This is a genomic window from Vibrio aquimaris (genome assembly GCF_009363415.1).
Classification (GTDB): Bacteria; Pseudomonadota; Gammaproteobacteria; order Enterobacterales; family Vibrionaceae; genus Vibrio; species Vibrio aquimaris.
This window is the reverse complement of record NZ_CP045350.1, coordinates 221,668-247,128: the sequence shown is the minus strand read 5'-3', so window position 1 is coordinate 247,128 and position 25,461 is coordinate 221,668. Positions and strand designations below refer to the sequence as shown.

General features: G+C 43.8%; 22 protein-coding genes. 7 read left to right on the top strand and 15 right to left on the bottom strand.

Annotated elements, in window-relative coordinates:
* Positions 1-104: 104 nt before the first annotated feature.
* Genes FIV01_RS01140 through pilM form a run of 5 tightly spaced genes read right to left on the bottom strand, consistent with a single transcriptional unit; the run spans position 105 to position 4,029 of the window.
* The gene (locus tag FIV01_RS01140) at positions 105-1,463 is read right to left on the bottom strand and encodes a type IV pilus secretin PilQ (protein WP_152429375.1); all 1,359 of its coding nucleotides are present in this window, start codon (positions 1,461-1,463) and stop codon (positions 105-107) included.
* 10 nt (positions 1,464-1,473) lie between these two features.
* On the bottom strand, positions 1,474-1,992 hold the full coding sequence (locus tag FIV01_RS01135; protein ID WP_172971802.1) for a pilus assembly protein PilP: 519 nt from the start codon (positions 1,990-1,992) through the stop codon (positions 1,474-1,476).
* A complete protein-coding gene (gene pilO / locus FIV01_RS01130; protein ID WP_172971801.1) occupies positions 1,976-2,566 on the bottom strand; it encodes a type 4a pilus biogenesis protein PilO in 591 nt (196 codons plus the stop codon). The genes FIV01_RS01135 and pilO overlap by 17 nt, the downstream gene beginning before the upstream one ends.
* Positions 2,559-3,116: a PilN domain-containing protein gene (locus FIV01_RS01125; RefSeq protein WP_152429372.1), complete on the bottom strand. Its 558-nt coding sequence runs from the start codon at positions 3,114-3,116 to the stop codon at positions 2,559-2,561. Before FIV01_RS01125 ends, pilO begins: the two co-directional genes overlap by 8 nt.
* Positions 3,106-4,029, bottom strand: a complete 924-nt coding sequence (gene pilM / locus FIV01_RS01120; RefSeq protein ID WP_152429371.1) for a type IV pilus biogenesis protein PilM — start codon at positions 4,027-4,029, stop codon at positions 3,106-3,108. The genes FIV01_RS01125 and pilM overlap by 11 nt, the downstream gene beginning before the upstream one ends.
* A gap of 141 nt (positions 4,030-4,170) precedes the next feature.
* Between pilM and FIV01_RS01115 the strand changes: the two genes are divergently transcribed.
* Positions 4,171-6,696 carry a penicillin-binding protein 1A gene (locus FIV01_RS01115; RefSeq protein ID WP_152429370.1) on the top strand — a complete coding sequence of 842 codons (2,526 nt, stop codon included), beginning with the start codon at positions 4,171-4,173 and terminating at the stop codon, positions 6,694-6,696.
* 81 nt (positions 6,697-6,777) lie between these two features.
* Here FIV01_RS01115 and oxyR read toward each other — a convergent pair whose 3' ends face one another.
* Complete coding sequence (gene oxyR / locus FIV01_RS01110; protein ID WP_152429369.1) at positions 6,778-7,668, bottom strand: DNA-binding transcriptional regulator OxyR; 891 nt, start codon at positions 7,666-7,668, stop codon at positions 6,778-6,780.
* A gap of 151 nt (positions 7,669-7,819) precedes the next feature.
* Between oxyR and FIV01_RS01105 the strand changes: the two genes are divergently transcribed.
* The 3 genes from FIV01_RS01105 to FIV01_RS01095 all read left to right on the top strand — a co-directional run bounded on the left by FIV01_RS01105 (position 7,820) and on the right by FIV01_RS01095 (position 10,537).
* Positions 7,820-8,548 (top strand): glutathione peroxidase, encoded by a 729-nt coding sequence (locus FIV01_RS01105; RefSeq protein WP_152429368.1) that lies wholly within the window; start codon positions 7,820-7,822, stop codon positions 8,546-8,548.
* Positions 8,549-8,668: 120 nt separating this feature from the next.
* Complete coding sequence (locus tag FIV01_RS01100; RefSeq protein WP_152429367.1) at positions 8,669-10,141, top strand: dihydrolipoyl dehydrogenase; 1,473 nt, start codon at positions 8,669-8,671, stop codon at positions 10,139-10,141.
* Between the two features lie 138 nt (positions 10,142-10,279).
* On the top strand, positions 10,280-10,537 hold the full coding sequence (locus FIV01_RS01095) for a DUF3624 domain-containing protein (RefSeq protein WP_152429366.1): 258 nt from the start codon (positions 10,280-10,282) through the stop codon (positions 10,535-10,537).
* A gap of 171 nt (positions 10,538-10,708) precedes the next feature.
* Here FIV01_RS01095 and argH read toward each other — a convergent pair whose 3' ends face one another.
* From argH to argC, 4 genes are all read right to left on the bottom strand, one after another.
* Positions 10,709-12,583 (bottom strand): argininosuccinate lyase, encoded by a 1,875-nt coding sequence (argH, locus tag FIV01_RS01090; RefSeq protein ID WP_152429365.1) that lies wholly within the window; start codon positions 12,581-12,583, stop codon positions 10,709-10,711.
* A gap of 237 nt (positions 12,584-12,820) precedes the next feature.
* Complete coding sequence (locus FIV01_RS01085; RefSeq protein ID WP_152429364.1) at positions 12,821-14,035, bottom strand: argininosuccinate synthase; 1,215 nt, start codon at positions 14,033-14,035, stop codon at positions 12,821-12,823.
* A 59-nt stretch (positions 14,036-14,094) separates the two neighbouring features.
* Positions 14,095-14,889 (bottom strand): acetylglutamate kinase, encoded by a 795-nt coding sequence (argB, locus tag FIV01_RS01080; protein WP_152429363.1) that lies wholly within the window; start codon positions 14,887-14,889, stop codon positions 14,095-14,097.
* A 23-nt stretch (positions 14,890-14,912) separates the two neighbouring features.
* Positions 14,913-15,917, bottom strand: coding sequence for an N-acetyl-gamma-glutamyl-phosphate reductase (gene argC / locus FIV01_RS01075; RefSeq protein WP_152431621.1), 1,005 nt, complete (start codon positions 15,915-15,917; stop codon positions 14,913-14,915).
* Between the two features lie 154 nt (positions 15,918-16,071).
* Between argC and argE the strand changes: the two genes are divergently transcribed.
* The 3 genes from argE to FIV01_RS01060 all read left to right on the top strand — a co-directional run bounded on the left by argE (position 16,072) and on the right by FIV01_RS01060 (position 20,980).
* Complete coding sequence (gene argE / locus FIV01_RS01070) at positions 16,072-17,208, top strand: acetylornithine deacetylase (protein WP_152429362.1); 1,137 nt, start codon at positions 16,072-16,074, stop codon at positions 17,206-17,208.
* A gap of 204 nt (positions 17,209-17,412) precedes the next feature.
* Positions 17,413-20,046 carry a phosphoenolpyruvate carboxylase gene (gene ppc / locus FIV01_RS01065; protein WP_152429361.1) on the top strand — a complete coding sequence of 878 codons (2,634 nt, stop codon included), beginning with the start codon at positions 17,413-17,415 and terminating at the stop codon, positions 20,044-20,046.
* A gap of 394 nt (positions 20,047-20,440) precedes the next feature.
* Entirely contained in the window at positions 20,441-20,980 is a 540-nt protein-coding gene (locus tag FIV01_RS01060; protein ID WP_114785986.1) for a PadR family transcriptional regulator, read from the top strand.
* 57 nt (positions 20,981-21,037) lie between these two features.
* Here the strand turns inward: FIV01_RS01060 and cysE are convergent, their stop codons facing one another.
* The 5 genes from cysE to epmA form a co-directional block, all read right to left on the bottom strand.
* Complete coding sequence (gene cysE, locus FIV01_RS01055) at positions 21,038-21,859, bottom strand: serine O-acetyltransferase (protein WP_152429360.1); 822 nt, start codon at positions 21,857-21,859, stop codon at positions 21,038-21,040.
* A gap of 57 nt (positions 21,860-21,916) precedes the next feature.
* Positions 21,917-22,951 carry an NAD(P)H-dependent glycerol-3-phosphate dehydrogenase gene (gene gpsA, locus FIV01_RS01050; RefSeq protein ID WP_152429359.1) on the bottom strand — a complete coding sequence of 345 codons (1,035 nt, stop codon included), beginning with the start codon at positions 22,949-22,951 and terminating at the stop codon, positions 21,917-21,919.
* Positions 22,952-23,155: 204 nt separating this feature from the next.
* Entirely contained in the window at positions 23,156-23,623 is a 468-nt protein-coding gene (secB, locus tag FIV01_RS01045) for a protein-export chaperone SecB (RefSeq protein ID WP_114785983.1), read from the bottom strand.
* Positions 23,624-23,757: 134 nt separating this feature from the next.
* Positions 23,758-24,192: a rhodanese-like domain-containing protein gene (locus tag FIV01_RS01040; protein WP_152429358.1), complete on the bottom strand. Its 435-nt coding sequence runs from the start codon at positions 24,190-24,192 to the stop codon at positions 23,758-23,760.
* Between the two features lie 111 nt (positions 24,193-24,303).
* The gene (epmA, locus tag FIV01_RS01035) at positions 24,304-25,275 is read right to left on the bottom strand and encodes an elongation factor P--(R)-beta-lysine ligase (protein ID WP_152429357.1); all 972 of its coding nucleotides are present in this window, start codon (positions 25,273-25,275) and stop codon (positions 24,304-24,306) included.
* Positions 25,276-25,461 lie beyond the last annotated feature (186 nt).

Genomic DNA, 25,461 nt, shown 5'->3' with positions numbered 1-25,461 from the left:
CTATTGCAAATTTATTTTCATCTCATTTTGGATTTGTTAGGGGATAATTATTATTTATGCTTAAGTTTCATGCAATTAACACCCTATTAATTTGCTCTATTGTCTTAAGGAGTAATCAAAGTCGGTGTGACAAAAATAAGCAGTTCACTTTTTCCCATTTGCTGATAACTCCGACGAAAAAGCCCTCCTAATAACGGAATATCGCCCAAAAGTGGCACTTTATCAACGGCATCTGACACACTATGTTGATAAATGCCGCCCAACACTATCGTCTCGCCATCATTAACCAGTACCTGAGTACCAATGCGTTGAGTATCTATGGCGACAGCTTCACCTGTGCCTGTTTTCACAACTTGGCCCGGCCTATCTTGCGTAACCTTAAGGTCAAGGATCAGGCGATTATCAGCGGTTATCTGAGGCGTTACCTTGAGGCTTAATACCGCCTTTTTAAAGTTAACGCTGGTAGCACCACTCGAAGCTGCTTCCAAATAAGGAATTTCTGTACCTTGTTCTATGTACGCAGCTTGCTTGTTGGTAGTAATCAAACGTGGGCTAGAAATAACCTCAGCTCTTGACTCTCTTTGCAGCGCCGATAACTCAAGATCAAGCAAGACTCCACTACTCAATTTAGCGACTTGAAAAGCAATTGTCGAGGCAGTGTTAGATGCAACTGAAAGATCAACATTAAGGAAGTCATCAATGCTGGATTCACCTTCTGAATATAATCTTATGTTTGATAAATTATTTTCTATCGAACCACCAAGAGTATAATTGCCCTTAATCGTATTGATTCCCCAACGAACACCCAGCTCTTGAACATCACCTTCACTCAAACTCACAATACGCGCTTCTATTTGTACTTGTTTTACAGGTACATCGAGTGCCGAGATAATGACTTTCATCGCCTCAATATGAGTAGCTTGATCGCGAATCAAGAGCGCATTGGTTCTTGTATCTACAGAAATAGCGCCGTGCTCTGACAGCATGGAGGTTGCCGCATCACCTCCTAATATTGCGGCGATCTCTGTGGCATTGGCAAACCGCATGGCAATAATTGCAGACTGCAATGATTGCGGTTCAGACACTAATGCATTATCAATGAAATTTGCATCTGATTTTTTAAATACCAACAAACCATCACCAATCTGGCGTTTATCAAGGCCCTTAACCAACAGAATCATATCGAGCAGTTGCGACCAGTAAACATCGTTGAGCCTTAACGTCACAGACCCAGATACAGAATCAGACACCACGATATTAACGTCGCTGTAATCAGCTATATGCTGCAACACACTCCGTACAGGAATATCTTCAAAGTTAACCGATAGCCTGCGGTCACTGATATCCACTTTTTGAATGTTATCTTGATAAGAAGGGGAATGTTCCTTCGCGTGGACAAACTGACAATAGAAAAATAAGCCAATCAATAAGGGCCAACTTTTACCAATTCTGTTTTTCTCCATTTAGTTAATCCTAACGTGAGATTTTTAATCTAGTGTCTACTACCAATTGACATTGCCCATCCTCCAGAGTCCATCGGCTTATCGTGAGTACCTTTGAACTAATGTCGGTTATTATGTTCTGTTCAAGACCAATCCTCTGTCCAATAACTACTCTTATTACACCTCCACTAGGAAGCTCAATTAAAGCGATATAGTCTGTTTTTCGCCCGATAACCCCAGCTAATCTCAAATCATCCAATGGCAAATTGATCGAATTGTTATTTGAAAAGTTATCAGACTGCGGGCATTGATTACTTGAGTGGGTGGCTTTATTAATCGACTCTGGAATAGAAAAAGGATCGCGTTTTAGTTCAAAGGATGCATCCAAACTATAACGGGGAAAGCCACTATGCAGCTGCGCAACGTCACTAATAGGTTCAGATACATCTATCGGTGTATCACTGACTTCTAATAACAAAGGTTCTTGACTCGCTTTGCAGCCAAATAAAAAACCACACAACAACACAACAATTTTAGCTCTTGCTATCAAGTTCAAAACTCCCCATACAAAGAGTAAGTGTCCCCTTCATACGCAGGCCATCACCTTCTCCCTTACGCCTAGTCCAATCAATACTTTTAAACTGAATAAAAGAAGGGGCATTAGAGACAAAATGAAAAAAGGCGACTAAATCTCGATACTCACCATAAAGCTCAATTTCAAGTTCTGGATTAAACCTATCATTGGCTTTTTCTATGCCGGTTTGAATAATGCTCGATATCTGCAAAGAATTTTGCTCTGCTAACGCGCTTAAATCTTTAACCACTTCTGGCAGCCTTGCAGGAGACGATAATTGCTCCTTCAATCGACTTTCTATTTTTTGCAGTGCTCTTAGCTCACTCTGTAGTTTTTCATAGGGCAACACAGTGCTACTGGTTGAGTCTAGCGTTTGCTTTGATAGACGCTCTTTACTTAGCAAAGAGCCGAGTAAGACCATATGTGGCCGCATATAAAGCAAAAAACCAACCATTAAGACAAAGGCTAGGTAGCCACCAAGCAAACAGACTCGGACTACTCGGCTAAGCTTAGTAATCGAAAGAGAGGCAAAGTAATTTGACTCAATCATAAGCATCTTCAACCAAAGAAAATTGCAGCGAAAATGATTGATAGCCGAGTCGAGCATCTTGCTGATAAGAACGCAGCTCTGACATCCGTACCGAATGCGTTTGAGAAGATTCACTAAGATTGGTAAGAAGCGTGTCAATTCCCTTCACGGTTGTAGCAACCCCTTGAACATCAACTCGTGCGCCGCTCAAACTAATATGATTGAAATAAACGTCTTCTGGTATCAACTCCGCTAAAGTATGCATAGTAATAAGAGGATAAGAGCGCTTAGCATCTAATCTCGCCAAGTGATTAATGTTAGCTTTAATTGTGTCTATATCCTGACGCAGCGAATAGACTTGCTTTTTTCTTTGCTCAAGCCATTGAATTCGCTCATTCAGCTTCAACACCCTTAACTGCTGAATGGCGACTTGTGATGCAAGGTAATATGTCAGTTCACAACTGATAAAAATGCCCAACGCTGTAACCAAACACAAACCAAGGATCAGCCGGCGCAATTGTTCTCTATGATGCCTCTCTCTCCAAGGAACAAGGTTGATGTTATGTATCATCGAGGCTCTCCAACCATTGCTTACCGCTAAGAGCCAGTCCCAAAGCTCGAGAAAATTCACCGAATAATAGGGGTTGGTTGTTGATATTAGACTCCACCAATTTCAACAAAGGCAGAACGATACAGGTAAGCTTCCACTCAGGAATCGACTCTAGTACTAACTCAGAACTCAAGCGAGATTCACCTGTCAGCCATACGCCTTCAGGCTTGATATTCGATAGCTGTATATGCAGATATAAGCTTCTAAGCCCATTGCTCAGTGTGACTTTCGTGCTGCCAGCCTCAAACTCATGATACACACAACCTTGCAGCTCAGATTCAAAATAAACTGCCAACTGGAAACTATTTAACTCAATAAGTAACCAGCTATCTTGTTGATAGTGAGCAACCGCATTTCGCCAAATTTGCATCAGATTGAATGAGCATGGGTTAATGAATAAAGGTTTCAATCTTGCTTGAGAACAAACGGACATCAGGTCGTCAATATTATGTTTATGAGCAGCGCATACTTGATAAACCCTGCTATGCGTTTCGCTATGACTGGGCAAAGCTACAAAATCAAAGTAGAGTTGGTTTGGGTCTATCACTAAATGCTCAGAGAGCGCCTGCTTGATAGCAAATTGAAATTCATCTTGATTTAATCGGCTATCTAACTGTAATTGCTTAGTTATTACCATATTATCTGGAATGCTCAGACAAACTTTACGACTAAATAATGGTAAAGCCTTTCTTAGTTCTTTGAGTTTCTTTACAATTTCCTGATAATTTGACCTGTCATTATCAGTAAGAATGTCCGCGTCAACCGACACTTGATAACAACCAACAAGTTTGCAAGTGTTTTTTCCGGGCTTTAAAACCACAGCTTTAATAAACTTGTGGCCAATATCAACGCCCGTAATGAATGATTGACTCATGCAGCTCAGCTCCGTCAGGTTAGCGTCACCCACTAATTTAAATCATTGATTTTGTGGGAACATAAACACATATGAGCTACGTTTTTAGCTTAAACTGTAAGAGTTTGCATAACGTAAGCGTAATTAATCAGGGATTCTCCGGTGAAGTTCATAAAGCGATTGTTTATTTTCGTATTGGTTTGCACACTGCTTGGGATTGGAACCATTTTTGGTTTCTATCTTTATGTCAAACCTGAGTTGCCCGATGTTGCAACATTAAGAGATGTAAAACTGCAAACGCCTATGCAGATATTTAGTCAAGACGGCAAACTCATCTCTCAGTTTGGGGAAAAGCGACGCATACCTGTCACTTATGACGAAACTCCACCTCACCTAATCGAAGCACTGATAGCAACTGAAGACAGTCGCTTCTACGAACACCCGGGCATTGATCCAATTGGTATTACCCGTGCTGCACTTGTCGTCGCCGTTTCAGGCTCAGCAAAACAGGGCGCAAGTACTATTACTCAGCAGCTGGCACGTAATTTTTTCCTCTCAAACGAGAAGAAGATTATGCGTAAAATTAAAGAGATTTTTATTGCTATTCATATTGAACAACTACTCAGCAAGCAAGAGATTATGGAGTTGTATGTCAATAAGATTTTCTTGGGTTACCGTTCTTATGGTTTTGGCGCAGCAGCACAAACGTACTTTGGCAAAGATTTAAAGGATCTCACCCTGAGCGAAGTTGCAACTCTTGCAGGCATGCCAAAAGCACCTTCGACTATGAACCCGATCTACTCCATTGAGCGTGCAACCAATCGGAGAAATGTTGTCCTCCAGCGCATGTTGAATGAAGAATACATCACTCAAGCCGAATACGACCAAGCACGAAATGAGGTCATTATTTCCCGTTATCACGGCGCAGAAATAGAGCTTAATGCACCTTATGTTGCCGAACTCGCGCGTGCTTGGATGGTGTCTCGATATGGAGAAGAAGCATATACATCAGGCATGAATGTTTATACTACCGTCGATTCTAAGCTGCAGTCAGCCGCGAATGAGGCCAGTATCAACAACTTAATTGCCTACGATGAAAGACACGGCTACCGAGGTGCAGAAAAAGTTCTTTGGCAAGAAGGTCAGACACCACTAAACACTCAAGAAATGGATAAGATACTATCCAAAGTTCCCACATACGGTGAGCTAACTCCTGCGGTAGTAACCAGTGTCACAGCTCAGCAAGCTAAAGTTTGGGTAAAAAATCAAGGCGCTCAAACCCTAGATTGGGACGGTATCAAGTGGGCTCGTAAGTTTTTGACTGATGAGCGACAAGGACCAGCCCCAAGCTCAGCCACTGAATTGCTTACGGCAGGAGAACAGATTTGGGTGCGCCCAATTGAGACACTTACTGATAACCAAGAGCAAAGTACAACCTGGCATCTAAGCCAAGTACCCAATGCGAATACTGCCTTTGTCGCAATGAACCCTGAAAATGGTGCTGTTCTCTCTCTTATTGGTGGATTCAACTTTGTCCACAATAAGTTTAATCGTGCCACTCAATCAGTAAGACAAGTTGGCTCAAGTATTAAACCTTTTATTTACTCCGCAGCTATAGATAAAGGGTTAACTCTCGCAACCTTAGTGAACGATGCCCCGATTAACCAGTGGGATAAAAGCCAAGGTACAGCGTGGCGTCCGAAAAACTCCCCGCCAACATATATAGGACCGACCCGCTTACGAATTGGCCTTGCTCAATCCAAAAATGTCATGGCTGTTCGAGTGCTACGAGAGGTTGGACTCGATGAAACACGCCAATATTTGACTCGCTTTGGCTTTGACATTGATCAGTTACCTCGCTCTGAGACTATAGCGCTCGGCGCAGGCAGCTTAACTCCGATGAAGATGGCGCAAGGATACTCGGTATTTGCCAACGGTGGCTACTATGTCGAGCCCTATTACATCAGTAAAGTCGAAGGCCCTTTTGGTGATTTAGAGTTTGAGGCGAAGCCTAAAATAATTTGTCGTGACTCATGCTTTTCTGAAGGCTCAGATGAGCAAAGTAATGAGTTTTTAGAGCAGGACATTGATCCCATTGATGTTGAGCAGAGTGCCCAATATGCCCCTCAAGTCATTTCAGAGCAAACCGCATTTTTGGTCCGAGAGATGATGTACAGCAACATTTGGGGGGGAGGCAACTGGAGTGAAGGTACCGGCTGGAACGGAACTGGATGGAGAGCGCAAGCGCTCAAACGCCGAGATATTGGTGGTAAAACCGGTACAACCAACGATTCCAAGGACACTTGGTATAATGGCTATGGTCCCGGTATGGTGGCAATTTCTTGGGTAGGCTTTGACGACCATACTCGTAAGCTAGGACGCACTGTACCCAACAGCAATCTTGGTAAAGATCAAAATTCGGGCGTAGAAGCTGGTGCTAGAACAGCCCAGCCCGCTTGGGTCGATTTTATGAAAGTCGCTTTGGCTGGCGTTCCATCTCAGGAAAAAGAAATTCCTGCCAATATTGTCAGGGTGAGAATCGATCGTAACTCAGGCTTATTGACTAATAAGTTTGATGCAAGTTCGATGTTTGAGTATTTCCTGGAAGGTACAGAACCAAAAGACTTTGTCAGCGATGAAGTGACAGACAGTATCTATACCTCAGCAGAAAACGAAGAACTCTTCTAAGTGATATCTCCCGATATAAAACTATCGGGAGTATTCCAACAAGCCGCGTTAAAAAGATTAGTATCTTTTCACGCCTAGAGATTATTTCTTCTCTAACTGCTGCTTTATAGCTTCAGCTAATTGTTCAAAACGAGCTCGTAGTGGAGAGCCAGGGCGATAAGCGACGACAATGCTTCGAGAAGGCACTGGGTTTGTCGCTTTCACATAACACACCCCATCTTTATATTTTTCTTTGGGTAAAGATAATTCAGGTAACAAGGTAATACCCGCACCTGCAGCGACCATGTTACGCAATGTTTCAAGGCTGGTCGCTTTAAAACGCTCATCATCTTTTGCTCCAGCAGCAAAACAAAAGCCTAGTGCTTGATCTCTAAGACAATGCCCATCACCTAAAGCTAATACCGTTTTACCATTCAACTCCAACATATCGACTTTATCTAGCTTTGCCCATGGATGATCACAAGGAACGGCAATACTCAGTGGCTCTTCATAAACTTCAATTTCCTTAAATGGCTCGGTTTCAGCTACAGAAGCCAAAACTAAACAATCTAACTTACCATCTTCTAACTGCCTAACCAGTTGATTAGTCTGAGCCTCATGTAAAAACAATTCAAGCTCAGGAAATTGCTCTTTTAGTACAGGGACAATTTTAGGCAGTAAGTAAGGGCCAACGGTTGGGATAAAGCCGATATGCATAGGGCCTGTCATGGCTTTTCCTTGGCCGCTCGCCATATCACGGAAGGTTTTCACCTCAGATAAAACTCGCTTGGCTTGCCCAACCAACTGAAGACCGGCGTCAGTGAATAAAACGCGCCGACTGCTTCGCTCTAATAAGGCCGTGCCTATCTCATCCTCCAATTTACGAATTTGGCCGCTCAAGGTCGGTTGACTGACGAAGCACGCTTCCGCGGCTTTACGGAAATGATTATGTTCTGCCAGAGCCACCAAATACTCAAAATCACGGATATTCATTTTTTCATTTACCTATAAAAATAGAAAAAACCTATCGATACCATAGCATCTAACGATTGGAGCTATCAAAGTAAATTTCAAATAATAGCTCCATCGACATCAAGCACATCAGCTGCTGATACAATTTTTAATCTTTTCAAAGGAATCAGTAATGTTTACATCGAAAGAAGGCCATGCAGTACCACAAGTCACATTCCCAACTCGTCAAGGCGATGCTTGGGTAAACGTCACCAGTGACGATATTTTTAAAGACAAGACTGTGATTGTATTTAGTCTACCAGGTGCCTTCACTCCTACTTGTTCTTCAAGCCACCTGCCACGCTACAATGAATTATTTCCAGTGTTCAAAGAGCATGGCGTAGATGAAATCTTGTGTGTTTCTGTCAATGACACCTTTGTAATGAATGCTTGGAAAGCCGATCAAGAAGCGACCAATATCACCTTCTTACCTGATGGTAATGGCGAATTCACTGATGGTATGGGAATGCTTGTTGAGAAAAATGACATCGGCTTTGGCAAACGCTCATGGCGCTATAGCATGCTAGTCAAAAATGGCGTGGTTGAAAAAATGTTCATTGAACCGAATGAGCCTGGCGACCCATTCAAAGTCTCTGACGCAGATACCATGCTTGGCTATATTGCCCCTGATCACAAGACTCAAGAATCTATTACTGTTTTCAGTAAACCTGGCTGTCCTTTCTGCGCTAAAGCAAAACAGAGTTTGATCGACCATAATCTTCAATACGAAGAAGTTATCTTGGGCAAAGATGCAACTACGGTCAGCTTACGTGCTATCTCAGGTCGCGCAACCGTACCACAAGTTTTCATTGGTGGAAAACATATAGGCGGCAGTGAAGAGCTCGAGTCTTACCTAGGCTAACAATCTATTGGGGGTATACCTCACTACCTTTGCGCTCTGAGCTCCAGTGCCAAGCGCGATACTCAATATCATCACCGAAGCAATAAGTTGCTTCGGTGGTTTATCTGACAGGAATAGAAAATGAAACAGCTTAATGTCGATGTTGCAGTGATTGGCGGTGGAACTGCTGGTTTAGGTGCCTATCGCGCGGCCAAAGCGCATACCTCAAGCGTGGTTATGATTGAAGGTGGCCCATACGGCACCACTTGCGCTAGAGTCGGTTGTATGCCATCGAAACTTCTGATAGCAGCAGCCGAAAGTGTGCACCAAATTGAGAAAGCACCACAGTTTGGTGTTCATCCACAAGGCAATATTACTATCAATGGCCGTGAAGTGATGGACAGGGTCAAAAGGGAACGCGATCGTTTCGTTGGCTTTGTTCTAGAAGGGGTCGATGAAATACCCGCCCAAGACAAAATTGTTGGTTATGCTCAGTTTGTTGATAACAACACGCTAAATATCGATGGACACACTCAAGTAACCGCCAAGCGTATTGTAATTGCAACAGGTTCTCGACCTGCTTACCCAAATGTTTGGAATGAGCTGGGAGATCGCCTAGTCATTAACGATGATGTTTTTGACTGGGATGACTTACCAAAATCTGTTGCTGTATTTGGTCCTGGTGTTATTGGATTGGAGCTTGGCCAAGCTTTACACCGCCTCGGTGTTGAGATTAAGTTGTTTGGTCTCGGCGGCCAAGTTGGTCCACTGACTGACCCAGAAGTGATGAGCTATGCTGATAAAGCATTTAAACAAGAGTTTTATTTGGATGCCGACGTCAAAGTGGAACAAATGAAGCGTATCGCAGCTTCCGATGGTTCGAAAGAAGATAAAGTTGAAATCCAATTTATCAACCATGATGGTGAACTTGAGACCTTTATCGTTGATTACGTTCTTGCCGCAACAGGTCGTCGACCAAATGTGGATAAGCTTGGACTCGAAAATACATCCATTGAGTTAGATGAACGTGGTGTACCTACGGCTGACCACTACACACTGCAAACCTCGGCAGACAATATATTTATTGCTGGTGATGCAAGTAACCAAATCCCTTTGTTACACGAAGCCGCCGATCAAGGACGCATAGCAGGCGATAACGCCGGACGCTACCCAGACATCCGCGCAGGACTTCGCCGTTCATCCATTTCGGCTGTGTTCTCCGACCCTCAAATCGCTATGGTAGGAGAAAGTTTCAAGCAGCTTGAAACTCGGCTAGGAAACTGCGGCTGCTTTGCGACCGGTGCGGTATCTTTTGAAAACCAAGGCCGCTCGCGAGTCATGCTGCGCAATCAAGGTCTATTACATGTTTATGGTGAACAAGGGACGGGACGCTTCCTTGGAGCAGAGATGATTGGGCCAAACGCCGAACATTTAGCCCACCTACTCGCTTGGGCACACCAAAACAAAATGACGATATCCGAAATGCTGGATATGCCCTTTTACCACCCAGTGATAGAAGAAGGTGTTAGGACTGCGTTACGTGATCTCAATGCGAAACTGCACCTAGGGCCAGAGATGATCAAGCACTGCCTTGACTGTGGGCCTGGTTGTTAGAACTCGTATAACCAATACATTGTTAGCGAGCCACATGGCTCGCTTTATTTTTATCTTATACAGGTAAAAATTTACTCAAAAATCGCTTTCAACTAAGCTAACAAATGATTTTAGTGAAACTGGTAAGCAATCTACCTTATGGCATGCAAATACTGTGAGAAACCTTGGTTTTGGAAAAAGGTGGGGCGATGTCAGCGCTGCATGATCCAGCTAGCCTGTCTTTCGATAATAACTTGGGTACTCTGGTGGTATCTAGGAAAGCACAGCCCTAAATCCATCGAATCTATATCGATACTGGTAGCAGGATTTGCTTTTCACTCCCTACTCTTTCTTCATCTCTGGATGCGCTTTGTTATTCTCCCTTGGCGAAGAAGCAAATTTAACATCAAAACTTGAGCTCATTTTTCGAAGCAACAAGCGAAAAAAAGCCCCAAAACCAATTTCGGTCTTGGGGCTCTCTTAGATAATTCTAAGAAAAAGCAGTGGTATTTTAATAGACCCTGCTTTTTGGATAAGGTTCCACAAAAATGCGATCTTTTTTGATCTTTTTAAAAACTACGCGACTTATTATGCAACATTCGCTCGCGCTATAGATTTCTCAACCAAGTTAATCTCCAGTGCGACTTCATCACACGCATGCTGACGAGGACACTGCTCGCAGTCTTTCAAGACTTTTTCAGGCAATAAGGATTTAGAGGTTGGCAAAAATTGTATCTTCATAAAGAACTCTGGAGTTCGGGTCAGGACAAATACTTTCTTAATCGCCATTTGGCGGGCTTTCTCAACCAAGTAATGTACAATAGCACTCCCTTGGCCTTGGCCCTGCCAGCCAGCCTCAACACCTAATGAGCGTATTTCTGCCAATCCTGAATCATACACATAAAGAGAAGCACATCCTGTCACTTCACCGTGATGCTCGGCTACCGCAAATGACCCAATATCACGAATCAACTCGCTGCGAGAACGTGGCAAGTTTTCTCCCATGTTTGCCCAATACGCCACCATACCTTCCAAAGATTCTATATCCGTTAAACGCGCTGGACGAACATTCACAGCGTAGGCATCACGAGCAATCAAACGACCTTCGGCTTGTTCAACCGCATGAGCAACCTGCTTTGGTGATACTCCGCCTAAGGCACTGCGTTTTTCCAAACATGAGTCGATGGTTAAGATGTCATAAACGTCATCTTCGATGACAGGGGAAAATTCCTTCAGCTCTGAGATTGATAGTTCTTCAAGCGCACATTCCTTAGCAATTGCGCCGACAACCGCAACACCAACAATATGATGAGCCTCACGAAACGGAATACCTTTAGCTACAAGATAATCCGCCAACTCAGTCGCATTCGCATACCCTTGTTTAGCCGCTTCTAACGTACGCTGCTCGTTAACTTTTATCCCATCAAAACACAGAGCAGCCATCTCCATGCAATCGTTCCAAGTATCTAAAGCGTCAAACAATCCTTCCTTGTCTTCTTGCATGTCCTTGTTGTAGGCAAGCGGAAGCGCTTTTACTGTCATCATCATGCCAGCAAGTGAACCGTAAACGCGGCCAGTCTTACCACGGATCAATTCCAATGCATCTGGGTTCTTCTTTTGTGGCATCAAAGATGAGCCTGAGGTTACTGTATCTGCAAGCTCAATAAAGTTGGACTCACCAGAATTATAAAAGATCATATCTTCGGCCAGACGAGATAAGTGCAGCATAGAAATGGAGGCCACTGACATCAGCTCCATCACGTGATCGCGATCAGATACTGAATCAAGTGAATTACGAGTTGCACGATGAAAACCTAAGTTATGAGCCAGCTTTTCCCTGTCAATCGGATACGCGGTTCCAGCTAACGCGCCAGAACCTAGGGGGCAGGTATCTAAACGTTTAATCGCATCTTGCAGGCGTGAATAGTCTCTTTCAAACATTTCGACATAAGCTAGGCACCAGTGTGCAAAAGTGACAGGCTGAGCACGTTGCAGATGCGTGTAACCAGGCAACACAGTCGCTTGGTGCTCCTTAGCCACAGAAACCATTTGTGATTGCAAACGGTCCAAAGCCATAAGTAGCTGCTGGCCTTGTTGACGACACCATAATTTGAGGTCAGTCGCCACCTGATCATTACGAGACCGGCCGGTATGAAGTTTTTTACCGAGATCGCCAACCTTGCCAATTAACTGCTGCTCAACCCAAGAGTGGATATCTTCTGCATCAGAGCTTAGGATCTGATGCGGATCTTCCATAACCGCCAGTTTTAGCTCATTCAAGGCTAACTCTAGCTTTTGTTGCTCTTGCTCAGATAAAACACCGACAGATAACAATGCTTTAGACCAAGCAATAGAGCCAACGATATCTTGCTCTGCCAATCGGTAATCAAAGCGCAATGAATCGTTAAATTCCTTGAATCTTGTGTCTGCTGCTTGGGTAAATCTTCCGCCCCATAATGCCATTGCGTCTCTCCTGATTACCAGTGCTCATTTACTCGATGAACAGCTTCGTTTTCTACATCAACCTGGGTTCTACCCAGTTTTAATCATATTCTGCAAAGTTACGGCAATTCGAGCAAAAAATAAAGTATAAATTCATTATTTATACATATTTATTCAAATAAATTTATTTTGAACCGAGATAAAGTAAACAAAAAAGCCCATTCGCAAAGCAAATGGGCTTGTGTTAATTATCTGCTATTAATTATTCTGATGTTTAAGTGTGCGAATACGGCTGGACAAAGAATAAAGGCGAATAAAGCCCTCAGCATGACTCTGATCATACACTTCATCCTCACCAAAAGTTGCAAACTCTTCACAGTATAAGCTGTTTTCAGAACGTTTCTGCGTTACAGTGGCTTGGCCTTTATACAGTTTGATCACTACTTCTCCATTAACATCCTGAGCCAATTCTTCTGATGCGGCCAAAATTGATTTGCATAAAGGCGTAAACCAACGGCCGTCGTATACTAGGTGCGAAGCTTTTACACCAAGCTCTTCACGAAATTCAAAAGCGGTTTTATCAAGCACCAATTGCTCCACCGCACGCAGAGCTTCCATCATTATAGTGCCCCCAGGGGTCTCATAGCAGCCGCGAGACTTCATTCCAACCAAACGGTTTTCAACGATATCAATGCGGCCAATACCATGCTTGGCGCCTTTTTGATTCAGGTAAACAAGGGTATTGTATGGCGTCATATTTTCACCATCGACACTTACCACCTCACCCTTCTCTACTTTTAAAGTGACATACTCTGCTTCATTTGGCGCTTGTTCAGGGTCAACAGTCCAAACCCAGCAATCCTCATTAGGGTGATTCCAAGTATCTTCAAGTACGCCGCCTTCCGTTGAAATATGCCAAGCATTCGCATCTCTTGAATATATTTTAGTTAGAGAAGCAGTACAGGGGATATTACGCTCCGCAAGGTAATCAAGACACTCTTCACGACTAACAAGATCCCATTCGCGCCACGGAGCAATAACATGCAGATCAGGAGCTAAGGCTGCAAATGCACCCTCAAAACGCACTTGATCGTTACCCTTGCCAGTGCATCCATGACACAAAGCATCCGCACCTACTTTGCGTGCAACCTCTACCTGCGCTTTTGCAATAATAGGACGAGCCATTGAAGTACCGAGTAAGTATTTACCTTCATAACAAGCCCCTGTTTTTAAGGTCGGATAGATGTAATCCGCAACCATAGCTTCTTTAAGATCAGCAACATAACATTCAGAGGCCCCAGATGCTTTGGCTTTTGCTTCAATACCCTCTAACTCTTCAGCACCTTGTCCCACATCAGCAACAAAAGCTACCACTTCACAATCATAGTTTTCTTTCAGCCACGGGATAATTACCGAGGTATCAAGACCGCCAGAGTATGCGACAACAACTTTACTGACTTTTACTTTATTCATTTCTACTTCTCTCCAAAATTTCAGCCCTGCACATGGCGGTCAGTGCTGTCGATCATTCTTTAATTATTCGGTAAAAACTGGGTGCCAATACTGTCCCCAGCAAATAGCTGTGCGAGCTTCTCTGGATAGCGCCAAGTTGCTACCTCAATAGAGCGTCCGAGCGTATTGGCAGCTTCCAATGCCGCCTGAACTTTGACAATCATGCCATCGGTGATCACATGGCCATTGATAAGGCTTTGGGCTTCTTTATCATCAAGGCTATTTATAAGATGCCCTTTACCATCAAGTACACCGCTCACATCCGATAGCAATACAAGATCAGCGTTCAAGGCTCCAGCCACCGCGACTGCTGCTTGATCGGCATTGACATTCATCATCTGTCCATTAGCCGTGATGCCAATCGAACTAATAATGGGTAAAGCGCCACTATCGAGAACCGCTTGTAATAGGATTGAGCTTCCCGGAGTCGCTGTACCAACTGCACCAAGCTCGGGATCCAACTCTTCAACCTGACACAAACCACCATCGGCAAGGCTTAAGCCAATCGCATTCAAGCCATCCTTAATCGCTTGGCCTTGCAACATCTTGTTCGCGGTCCCAGCCAAAGCGCCTGTAATCAAAGGGATTTGTTCATAGGGTGTTACGCGCAAGCCGTCTTTTTTGACCGTTTCCAGCTGTAACTTGTCCATAAGTTCATCCACCAAGTAGCCACCTCCGTGGACAATGACTATCGGTCGCTGAGCCGAACTTTGATAATCTGCAATCGCACCAAAAACCTGACTCAATGTCTTAGAGCATGACAATGCAGCGCCGCCGAGCTTTATAACCAATGGAGTTTGTTTGTTCTCTGTCATTACTTTTCCTTTTGCCTGCTTGTTTATACAAGGGCAGTTAATTCTGCAAATCCATAGTGGATATTGAGGCATTGCATCGCCTGACTCGAAGCACCCTTAAGTAAGTTATCTATCGCAGAAACAACAATGATGTGTTCACCCTGAACCTTCCAGCCGATATCGCAAAATGGCGAATTCTCCACATTCTGAATACTGGGTAATTCTGCAGATAGTAAGCGAACCGCAGGTTTATCTTGGTAGGCGATTTGAAATGCCTTTTCGACGCATTCTTGAGTCACACTTTGAGCCAACTTCATGGTGATTGTTGCTAAAATACCGCGTTTAAAGTTACCAAGATGAGGAGTGAATATAACGTCAGTACCAAGGTGGGTCGCAATCTCAGGTTGGTGACGATGAGAAAATACGCCGTAAGGCTTCAAACTAACTTCACAATAGCTGTTGGTCATGGATGCTTTACGACCAGCCCCCGATACACCGCTAGTTGCGTTAATTACTGGCCACTGTCTAACATCTAAAAGCTTCACATCAACCAGCGGTTTTATCGCAAGCTGTGAAGCTGTGGGATAGCACCCAGGCACAGCAATCAACTGAGCTTGCTTAATGCTATTGCTGTTCCACTCAGCCAGACCGTAAGCCGCAGTATCTAACCAATTTTCATGCTGATGCTCAAAGCCATAAAACTGCTCATAAAAACCTTCTTGCTTAACTCTAAATGCACCCGATAAATCAAAAACTTGGCAACCTTTAGCGAGGAAAATAGGTGCTAAGTCATGACTGACTTGGTGATCGGTTGCCAGAAATACCACATCACTTTGAGCAGCCACGAGCTCAGGATCGTGCAAAGCTTCTACTGTGTGGTTCACTACGCCTGATAACTTGCCATGCAATTGGGAAATACATTTACCTGCGTCTACACTCTTGGCTGAGACATATAAACCCGATAATGTAAGCTGTGGGTGTTTATGCACCATTAGGGCGAGCTCAGCCCCTGTATAACCGCTGGCACCAATAATTGTGGTTTTGAGCATATCTAACATCCGACTAACCTTTAAAAATTACAGTTACTAATGATTATAAATCTTAAAATAACCATCAATATCGGTTTTTTATTCATATAAATTGATTTATTATGTGTTTTACCTTCATTAATCATTTATGTCAACAGGCAAAGCGAAACTAATTATGCAACTACCCAGTTTTATCGAGGTCTATCAAGGCCTGATATCCACCTCATCAATCAGTTCGACTGACCCAAGCTGGGATGAGGGCAACGCACATGTGATTGAAAAACTAGACTCGTGGATGCAATCACTCGGCTTTGAAACTGACGTAATCAAAGTCTCGACAGGGAAATTCAACCTACTGGCTAAAAAGGGAACGGGCGAGGGCGGACTGCTACTTGCTGGTCATAGCGATACGGTTCCTTTTGACCAAGGGCGTTGGAATTTCGATCCACATAAACTGACCCAAGCTGACAATCGCTTTTATGGGCTCGGCACCGCTGACATGAAAGGTTTTTTCGCATTCATTTATGAAGCGGTAAAAAAAGTTGACTGGAGCAAGCAAACCAAGCCCTTATATGTGCTGGCAACATGTGATGAAGAAACAACCATGCTCGGTGCACGGCATTTTACTGATAACAATCCTATTGAACCTGATTACTGTATTATTGGTGAGCCTACCAGCCTAGTGCCAATCCGTGGCCACAAAGGACATATGGCTAACTCTATCCGGGTAACGGGCAAATCAGGCCATTCATCTGATCCGGCTCTTGGTGTTAATGCGATTGAGATTATGCATGAAATCTTATTTGCCATGATGCAACTGCGCGACCGACTTATTAAAGATTATCACCACCCAGGATTCGCCATTCCAAGTCCCACTCTCAACCTTGGTCATATACACGGCGGGGATAGTGCTAATCGAATCTGTGGCTGTTGTGAGCTGCACTACGACGTACGTCCATTACCTGGAATTAGCTTAGATAGTTTGGACAATATGCTACGCAGCGCGTTAAAGGAAGTTGAACTAAAGTGTCCCGGAAGAATTGAAATCACCGCTCTCCATGAGCCTATTCCTGGTTATGAATGTCAGCATAATCATCCGTTTATAAAAGGGATGGAAGAAATATCTGGAACAGACAGTGAAACAGTTAACTATTGCACTGAAGCGCCTTTCTTGCAGCAGCTTTGCCCAACACTTGTCCTCGGCCCAGGTTCAATAGAACAAGCGCACCAACCCGATGAGTATCTTGGCTTTGAGTTTATCGAACCGACCATAGACGTACTGTCCAAAGCAATGCATAAATATTGTTTCTAGTTTAGTAAAGGCCGCTTTTTCACTGGCCCTAGTTTGTAATAAATTTTCAGTATTGGGCAAAAGCAGCCTAATACTGAAATTAGCGAGCCTAGGTTAACCTTTGCACTACTATGCAAGAGTATTTGACTCTCATTGATATTTTTCGCTAGATTGTCTATTCAACAAGGAACAATGGATGTAATTTTTTTACAAGGTAGGATAATAATGAACGAAAAATACTCTGCTCTCAGAAGCAATGTGAGCATGCTGGGGCATTTATTGGGTAATACCATCAAAGATGCTCATGGTGATGCCCTTCTGGAAAAAGTAGAAACTATTCGTAAGCTTTCCAAATCTGCTCTCTCCGGTAATAAATCAGACAGAGAAAGCTTAATAGAAGAAATAAAAAACCTACCTGACGACCAACTTACCCCTGTTGCTCACGCCTTTAATCAATTTCTCAACCTCACCAACATGGCAGAGCAATATCACACCATTTCTCGCCACTGTGACACAGATGTCAACGAACCCGATGCCATTAAAGCTTTGTTTTCAAAACTCAACCAAAATGGTATTAGTCAGCTAGATACCGCCCAAGCTATTCGTGATCTCAATATAGAACTCGTGCTCACAGCGCACCCAACAGAAATCACACGTCGCACCATGATCAACAAGCTGGTCAAGATTAATAAGTGTTTATCAAAGCTCGATCTCAATGAGCTTTCAAGCAAAGAGCGGTTAAAAACCGAACGCCGGCTTGAGCAATTAATCGCGCAGGGGTGGCACTCAGATACGATACGTCAGCAGCGCCCTACTCCCCTTGATGAAGCCAAATGGGGCTTCGCCGTGGTCGAGAACTCACTGTGGGAAGCCGTGCCAGACTTTCTGCGTGAATTAGACGGGAAAGTACGTGAGTATCTACAAGAAGGCTTGCCGATTGATGCGAGACCCGTTCACTTTTCATCATGGATGGGGGGAGACCGAGACGGTAATCCGTTTGTCACACACACCATTACTCGTGAAGTCATGCTGCTATCTCGCTGGAAAGCGGCCGATCTCTACCTCAATGATATCAATGAATTAATCAGTGAACTTTCCATGACTCGCTGCAATGAGCCTGTGCGCTCACTGGCTGGTGAAGATGAACATGAACCTTATCGCGCCATTCTTAAACAGCTTCGTTCGCTGCTAACTGATACCAAACATATCCTTGATGGAAAAATCAAAGGCCAGAAAATTGCCATTAAAGCGCCACTGCAAAAAGTGGAGCAGCTTTGGGATCCTCTTTATGCCTGCTATCAGTCATTACATCAATGCGGCATGGGCATCATAGCGGAAGGCTCTCTACTGGATACACTGCGCCGCATCAAAGCCTTTGGGGTTCATTTGGTTCGTTTGGATATTCGCCAAGAAAGTACACGCCACTCAGAGGCATTATCAGAATTAACTCGCTATCTAGGGATTGGAGATTACAATCATTGGAATGAGCAAGATAAAATCGCTTTTCTAACCAATGAGCTAGCTTCTAAAAGGCCTTTGCTACCAAGAGATTGGCATCCTTCTGAAGCGGTACAAGAAGTACTTGATACGTGCAAAATTATCGCCACTCAGCCACGTGAAGCATTTGGCGCCTATGTGATTTCCATGGCTCGCACGGCATCAGATGTGCTCGCGGTGCATTTATTACTTCAAGAAGCAGGTTGCCCCTATCGTATGGATGTATGCCCGCTGTTTGAGACACTTGATGACCTCAATAATGCTGAGTCGGTTGTCAAACAGCTGATGGGAATTGATTTATACCGAGGTTTTATCCAAAACCATCAAATGGTCATGATAGGCTATTCGGACTCAGCAAAAGATGCTGGCGTCATGTCTGCTGGTTGGGCTCAATATCATGCTATGGAATCATTGGTCAAAGTTGCAGAAGAAGAAGGCGTTGAACTGACCTTATTCCATGGCCGAGGGGGAACGATTGGACGTGGCGGCGCTCCAGCCCATGCAGCTCTTTTGTCGCAACCTCCTAAAAGCTTAAAAGGAGGATTAAGAGTCACTGAGCAAGGTGAAATGATACGCTTTAAACTCGGACTTCCAGAGGTTGCAGTAAACAGCTTTAATCTTTATGCAAGCGCAATTTTAGAGGCTAACTTACTACCGCCACCTGAGCCGAAGAAAGCATGGCGTGATCAGATGAATCTTCTGTCTAAAGTCAGTTGTGAAGCGTATAGAAATATTGTTCGAGGTAAGCCTGACTTCGTACCATATTTTCGTCAAGCAACACCAGAGCTTGAGCTAGGCAAATTACCACTTGGATCTCGCCCGGCAAAACGCAATCCAAACGGCGGAGTCGAGAGCCTACGTGCAATACCTTGGATATTTTCTTGGAGTCAGAATCGCTTAGTCCTACCCGCTTGGCTAGGTGCTGGTGAAGCGATTCAACATTCTATCGACAAAGGACATCAAACTCTACTGGAGGAAATGTGTCGCGAGTGGCCATTTTTTTCTACTCGCCTTGGGATGCTGGAAATGGTTTACACCAAATGCAATTTAGAGATCGCTCGCTATTACGATGAGCGATTGGTTGAAGAAAAATTGCAGCCTTTAGGTGAACAATTACGCCAGCAGCTGAGTAAAGACATCAAAGCGGTATTAAATGTTGAAAACAATGAAAATTTAATGCAAAGCGATCCTTGGGGACAAGAGTCCATCCGCTTACGCAACATCTATGTTGAACCTCTCAATATGCTACAAGCGGAGTTACTGTACCGCAATCGCCAAAATAGCTCAGCTTCTCCTGAACTAGAGGAGGCTCTGATGGTAACCATTGCGGGCATCGCAGCCGGAATGCGCAACACTGGATAGTCGCAGTAAACTATGATTTGGGGCTGATTTAATCAACAGCCCCAATGCATCTGATGCTAAAAACACCAAATACATAAGAATAAAAAACCAAAATAAAAATCACAATGGATAAACATTAGAATATTATGCTGATATAATAATTTATTGAGTTAATTATCAGTTTTTTGACGATATCGGCCCTTCTATTCTACTTTATGCTTATTATTTAGATATAATACTTCTCCTTTGCGATGAATAATAAAATTACAGATCGCTCTAGGTGATAAAACGGCTTTTAAGGTGACATGGCCAACATTGTTGGCGCTGCTTGATTCTCTACTGATGATAAGTGCCAAAGAAGCACAACAGTAGCAAAGCAGTTATTAGTATTTATTTGACCATTTGGATTAAAGACATGTCATTACCACACGTTATCCTAACAGTTCTAAGCACACGCGATGCCACTGGATATGATATCACCAAAGAATTTTCAGCCACCATTGGCTACTTTTGGAAAGCAAGTCATCAACAGGTTTACCGTGAGCTCAACAAAATGGCTCAGAACAAACTCGTTACTTGCGTACTTGAGCCCCAAGAAGGCAAACCCGACCGCAAAGTATATTCAATCACAGATGCGGGACGAGTCGCACTCGGAGAATGGTTCGATCAACCAACAGCTCATCCAACCGTTCGCGATGAGTTCTGTGCTAAATTGATGGCATGCGCTGTGCAGCCCTCAGCACCTTACCATCAACAACTTGCTGAACTGGTCGAGGAATCTCGTAAGCTTGTCTCGCATTACAAAGAGATTGAAAGCGCTTACTATTCTAAACCTGCAACTCTCGACAAACAGCAGCGTCTTGAGCGCTTAACACTTCGTCGCAACCTACTCGTGCGCCAAGCCTGGGTAGAGTGGGCAGAAGAAGTACTTGCAGAGCTGACAGCTCTGGCATAAGCAAGATCAAAAAGGTTGGCATAGCACCAACCTTTTTTATCGAATTAATATGGTCGTTTAGATACCATCACCACCCACAAAGCTTTGTGAACGTCCATTAAATTGCTGGTCCATATCAAGCGATGGTTTATCGGTTTTGGGCCTACCCACGATCTTAGCGGGCACACCAGCAGCAGTTGTATGTGGTGGCACAGGTTGTAGCACCACAGAGCAAGATCCAATCTTAGCCCCTTCCCCAACTTCAATATTGCCAAGAATTTTGGCTCCTGCACCTATCATGACGCCTTCACGTATTTTCGGGTGTCGATCACCACAAGCTTTGCCAGTACCACCTAATGTAACATCTTGAAGGATTGATACATCATTCTCGACAACAGCAGTTTCACCAATCACAATGCCTGTTGCGTGATCGAGCATGATGCCCTGACCTATACGCGCCGCTGGATGAATATCCACCTGACAAGCCACCGAAATTTGATTCTGCAAATAGGTCGCAAGAGCAACTCGTCCTTGTTTCCATAGCCAATTCGCCACGCGATACCCTTGCAGTGCATGGTAGCCTTTCAAATAAAGCAAAGGCATTGAATACATGGAAACAGCCGGATCACGATTGACCGTCGCACAGATATCACAAGCGGCAGCTTCAATAATAGAATGATCAGCACTGAAGGCTTCTTCAATCACTTCACGGACAGCCATTGCAGGCATCGAAGCCGTATTAAGTTTATTGGCTAGGATGTAACTTAACGCCGAAGCCAAACTGTCATGCTTAATGATGGTCGCATGATAAAAGCTGGCTAGCATGGGCTCCTGCTCGGATAAATCACGAGCCTCCCTTACCACCGCTTGCCAAACTTTCTGTTTCTCACAATGTTTCATTTCTAAACCTTACATCTGACTACTACAAGGCGCCTTGAAGCTTAATATTGCCCAGATTTAGGCTTCGGCTTTTTTATCACGAGCAAGCAAATCCCTTGCAGCAAGGTGCGCATCTTTACCTTGATACAACACTTGGTATATTTGGTCAACGATTGGCAGTTCAACCCCCACCCTTTTTGACAGCAACCATACTTCTTTAGTGTTACGATACCCTTCAACTACCTGACCAATCTCATCCTGTGCCACTTGCACCCCTTTACCTTCTCCTAATGCCAGCCCAAAACGGCGGTTACGAGACTGATTGTCGGTACAGGTCAAAACCAAATCACCAAGTCCCGCCATGCCCATAAACGTCTCCGCCTGAGCTCCAAGCGCCATGCCAAGTCGAGTCATCTCAGCAAGCCCTCGGGTGATCAGGGCGGTGCGAGCATTGGCACCAAAGCCTATCCCATCAGACATGCCAGCACCAATTGCAATCACATTCTTAACCGCGCCCCCTAGCTGTATACCGATAAAATCACTATTGGCATACACACGAAAGGTCTTACTGCAATGTATCTTATCTTGAAGATCCGTAACAAAGTCTTGGTCAGGTGAAGCAACGGATATTGCTGTAGGCATTCCCATTGCTAACTCTTTGGCAAACGTCGGCCCAGATAGAACGGCTAAAGGATAGGTATCGCCAATAATTTCTGTGGCAACATCTTGAAGCAAACGCCCTGTCTCAGGTTCAAGTCCTTTGGTTGCCCAGCACAATCTAGAATCAGAGCGGAGGTGAGGGTGAACTTTAGTCAGAACATCAGAAAATACGTGGCTTGGTACGACAACAAGTAAGTCCCGACTAGCTTTTACCACCTTTGCCAAATCAGGCTCTATTATCAGAGACGGAGGGAATTCTATTCCTGGCAAAAAGGCATGATTGGCTCGATCAGATTGCAAGCGTGCCATATGCTCAGGATCATGCCCCCACAGCAACACATTCGCACCATTTCGTGCCAATGATATCGCGAGTGATGTTCCATAAGAGCCCGCACCAAGTACGGCCATGGCTATATTTTTACTGTCGTTATTCATGCTGTGTGTATCTGTCATGAGTGTACCTGAGTCCTATTGAAGACTATGACGCCATAGACTTGGGTCGTTAAGTTAAATACTTATCCTGATAGTAAATAGGTTATCAGAAGCTAAGCAATATTGTACGTCGCAAATGAAAAATGCACAGTGCATATCGACATGATTGCTCTGTGCATTTTATTCAACGTTAGGGCTTTTTGTCCCTTTAATCGTTTTTGATGATTAAGCTTCCGCTTTACCTTCTTCTTGAGCTTGCTGCTGCAAGTAGTTCATGAACAAGGCGTCAAAGTTAACAGGCGCAAGGTTTAGCTGCGGGAAAGTACCTTTAACCACTAGGCTTGAAATAGTTTCGCGCGCATATGGGAAAAGGATATTCGGGCAGAACGCACCTAAACAGTGAGCAAGCTGACCTGATTCCATTTTTTCTGCTGTGAAGATACCACCCTGCTGAACTTCACACAAAAATGCCGTTTCTTCAGCATTTTTAACTGTCACCGTCAAGCGAAGTACCACTTCGTAAACTCCCTCACCAAGCTCACGGCTTTGAGTATCTAGGTCAAGCTTTACATCTGGCTGCCAATCTTTTTGAAACATACCTGGAGAGTTAGGCGCTTCAAAAGACACATCTTTTAGAAAGATACGTTGAATTGCGAAATTTTGAGCTTCTTGTTGTGGTGCTGCTTCAGCCATTTTAAAATCCTTTGTAATCGAGTTGTCTACTTTAGACTTACAGAGAGGTTGACTCACTAGCTCAGTGATAATTATGAGCCCGCGCCTCTCAAACAAACGCTACGATATCAAGCAACGTCTAAAACTATTGAAAATTATTTTTTGCCTTTCACCAAGGGGAGATTTGCTTCATTCCAAGCAATAAGACCATTCTTAAGTAGACTAACATTTTCAAATCCACCTTTTGCAAGAAGATTCGCACTTTCTTGCGATGATTGGCCTGTCTGGCATACCACGATAATTGGGTTAGATTTCTGATTTTCAAGTTTACCCAAGTTACCTGATTTAATATCAGAAGGTAAAATGTGAACTGCGTCCGTAATATGCCCCTTTCTGAAGTCTTCTTTACTGCGAATATCAACCACAACGCCTTGCTCTCGATTCATCAAATATGTGGTCTGTGAGGCGGTAATTTCTTTATAAGCTGCTGTGCTTGATTTCATTATGTTCATGATAAGGGCAATCAATATGCCTACCCAAACCAAAGAAAGGATCATATTTTCTTGAAAAAATGCGATGTACTCTTGCATGTCCTGCGCTCTTCGATACTAGAGCCGCTAATCGACAGCGGCTCTGAAATGTAAATTTAGACTGGCAGTATAACGAGGATGTCCTCGCTTAGCGAGACATAAGCTGTAGAATCACGCTCTATCGAAAGGAAAAGCCAATACTTGCTCAATGTGATTAACCTGATTTGCCAACATCACTAACCGGTCTATGCCCAAAGCAACACCTGCGCACAGAGGCAAACCAGCCTCTAACGCTTCAAGTAATCGATAGTCAATCGGCTGTGCGGGAAGGCCTAAAAATTGTCGCATAAGATTATCATCTTCAAAGCGCTTTAGCTGTTCAGCAGCACTATCTAACTCATGAAAACCATTCGCCAGTTCTACCCCTTTAAAATAGACCTCAAATCGCTCAGCAACTCTAGGGTCTTGCGGGCTAATTTTAGCCAATGCCGCTTGTGATGCAGGAAAGTTATAGATAAACACTGGCTGCTCCTGACCAATCTGAGATTCAACACCAAGATTAAATAGCAACTGAAGTAGTGTGTCTCGATTTGTCTCGTCCTTGGCAATATCACCAAGTCCTAGAGCATACGCACTTTCTTTTAACTCAGTCATCGAAGCTTCTAATGGACATACATCTAATTGGCTCAGAAATGCCTGCTGATATGTCATGCGGTAGGTTGATTTTACTTTGAGAGTCGCTTTAAGTAGCTCATCCATTTCATCCATTAACTGATGATGGTCAAAGCCAACACGATACCACTCCAACATAGTAAACTCGGGGTTATGGTAACGTCCGCTTTCTTCATTCCTAAACGCTTTACAAATCTGATAGATACATCCGCTTCCAGAGGCCAATAGGCGTTTCATGTGAAATTCTGGACTAGTCATCAAATACAAAGCTTGCCCATTGGCATAATTGGGACCAACAAATTCAGTTTTGAAAGTATGCAAATGCCTATCTGTTACTGTGGCATGACTTAAGGCTGGGGTATCCACTTCCAATACTGCACGATCAGCAAAAAACTGACGTATCTGACCAAATAATTTGGCCCTCAATTTAAGCAGCTCAAGCGACGCCGCAGGTTGCCAAGGTGTGTGCATGTCTGACTACTCATGTGTATAAAGTGAGATGGGAAACTATCATCTTTGCTTGAATTTGCAAGTTGAGGCCACTTGTAAGCGAGTTTTGATGACTAACAATCAACACATAATTTATCTCGCCGACAAGAAAAAGGTTAGCCTTAGCTTTTTCTATTCAACCTTAGCGTATCTTGGAAATGAAAAAGT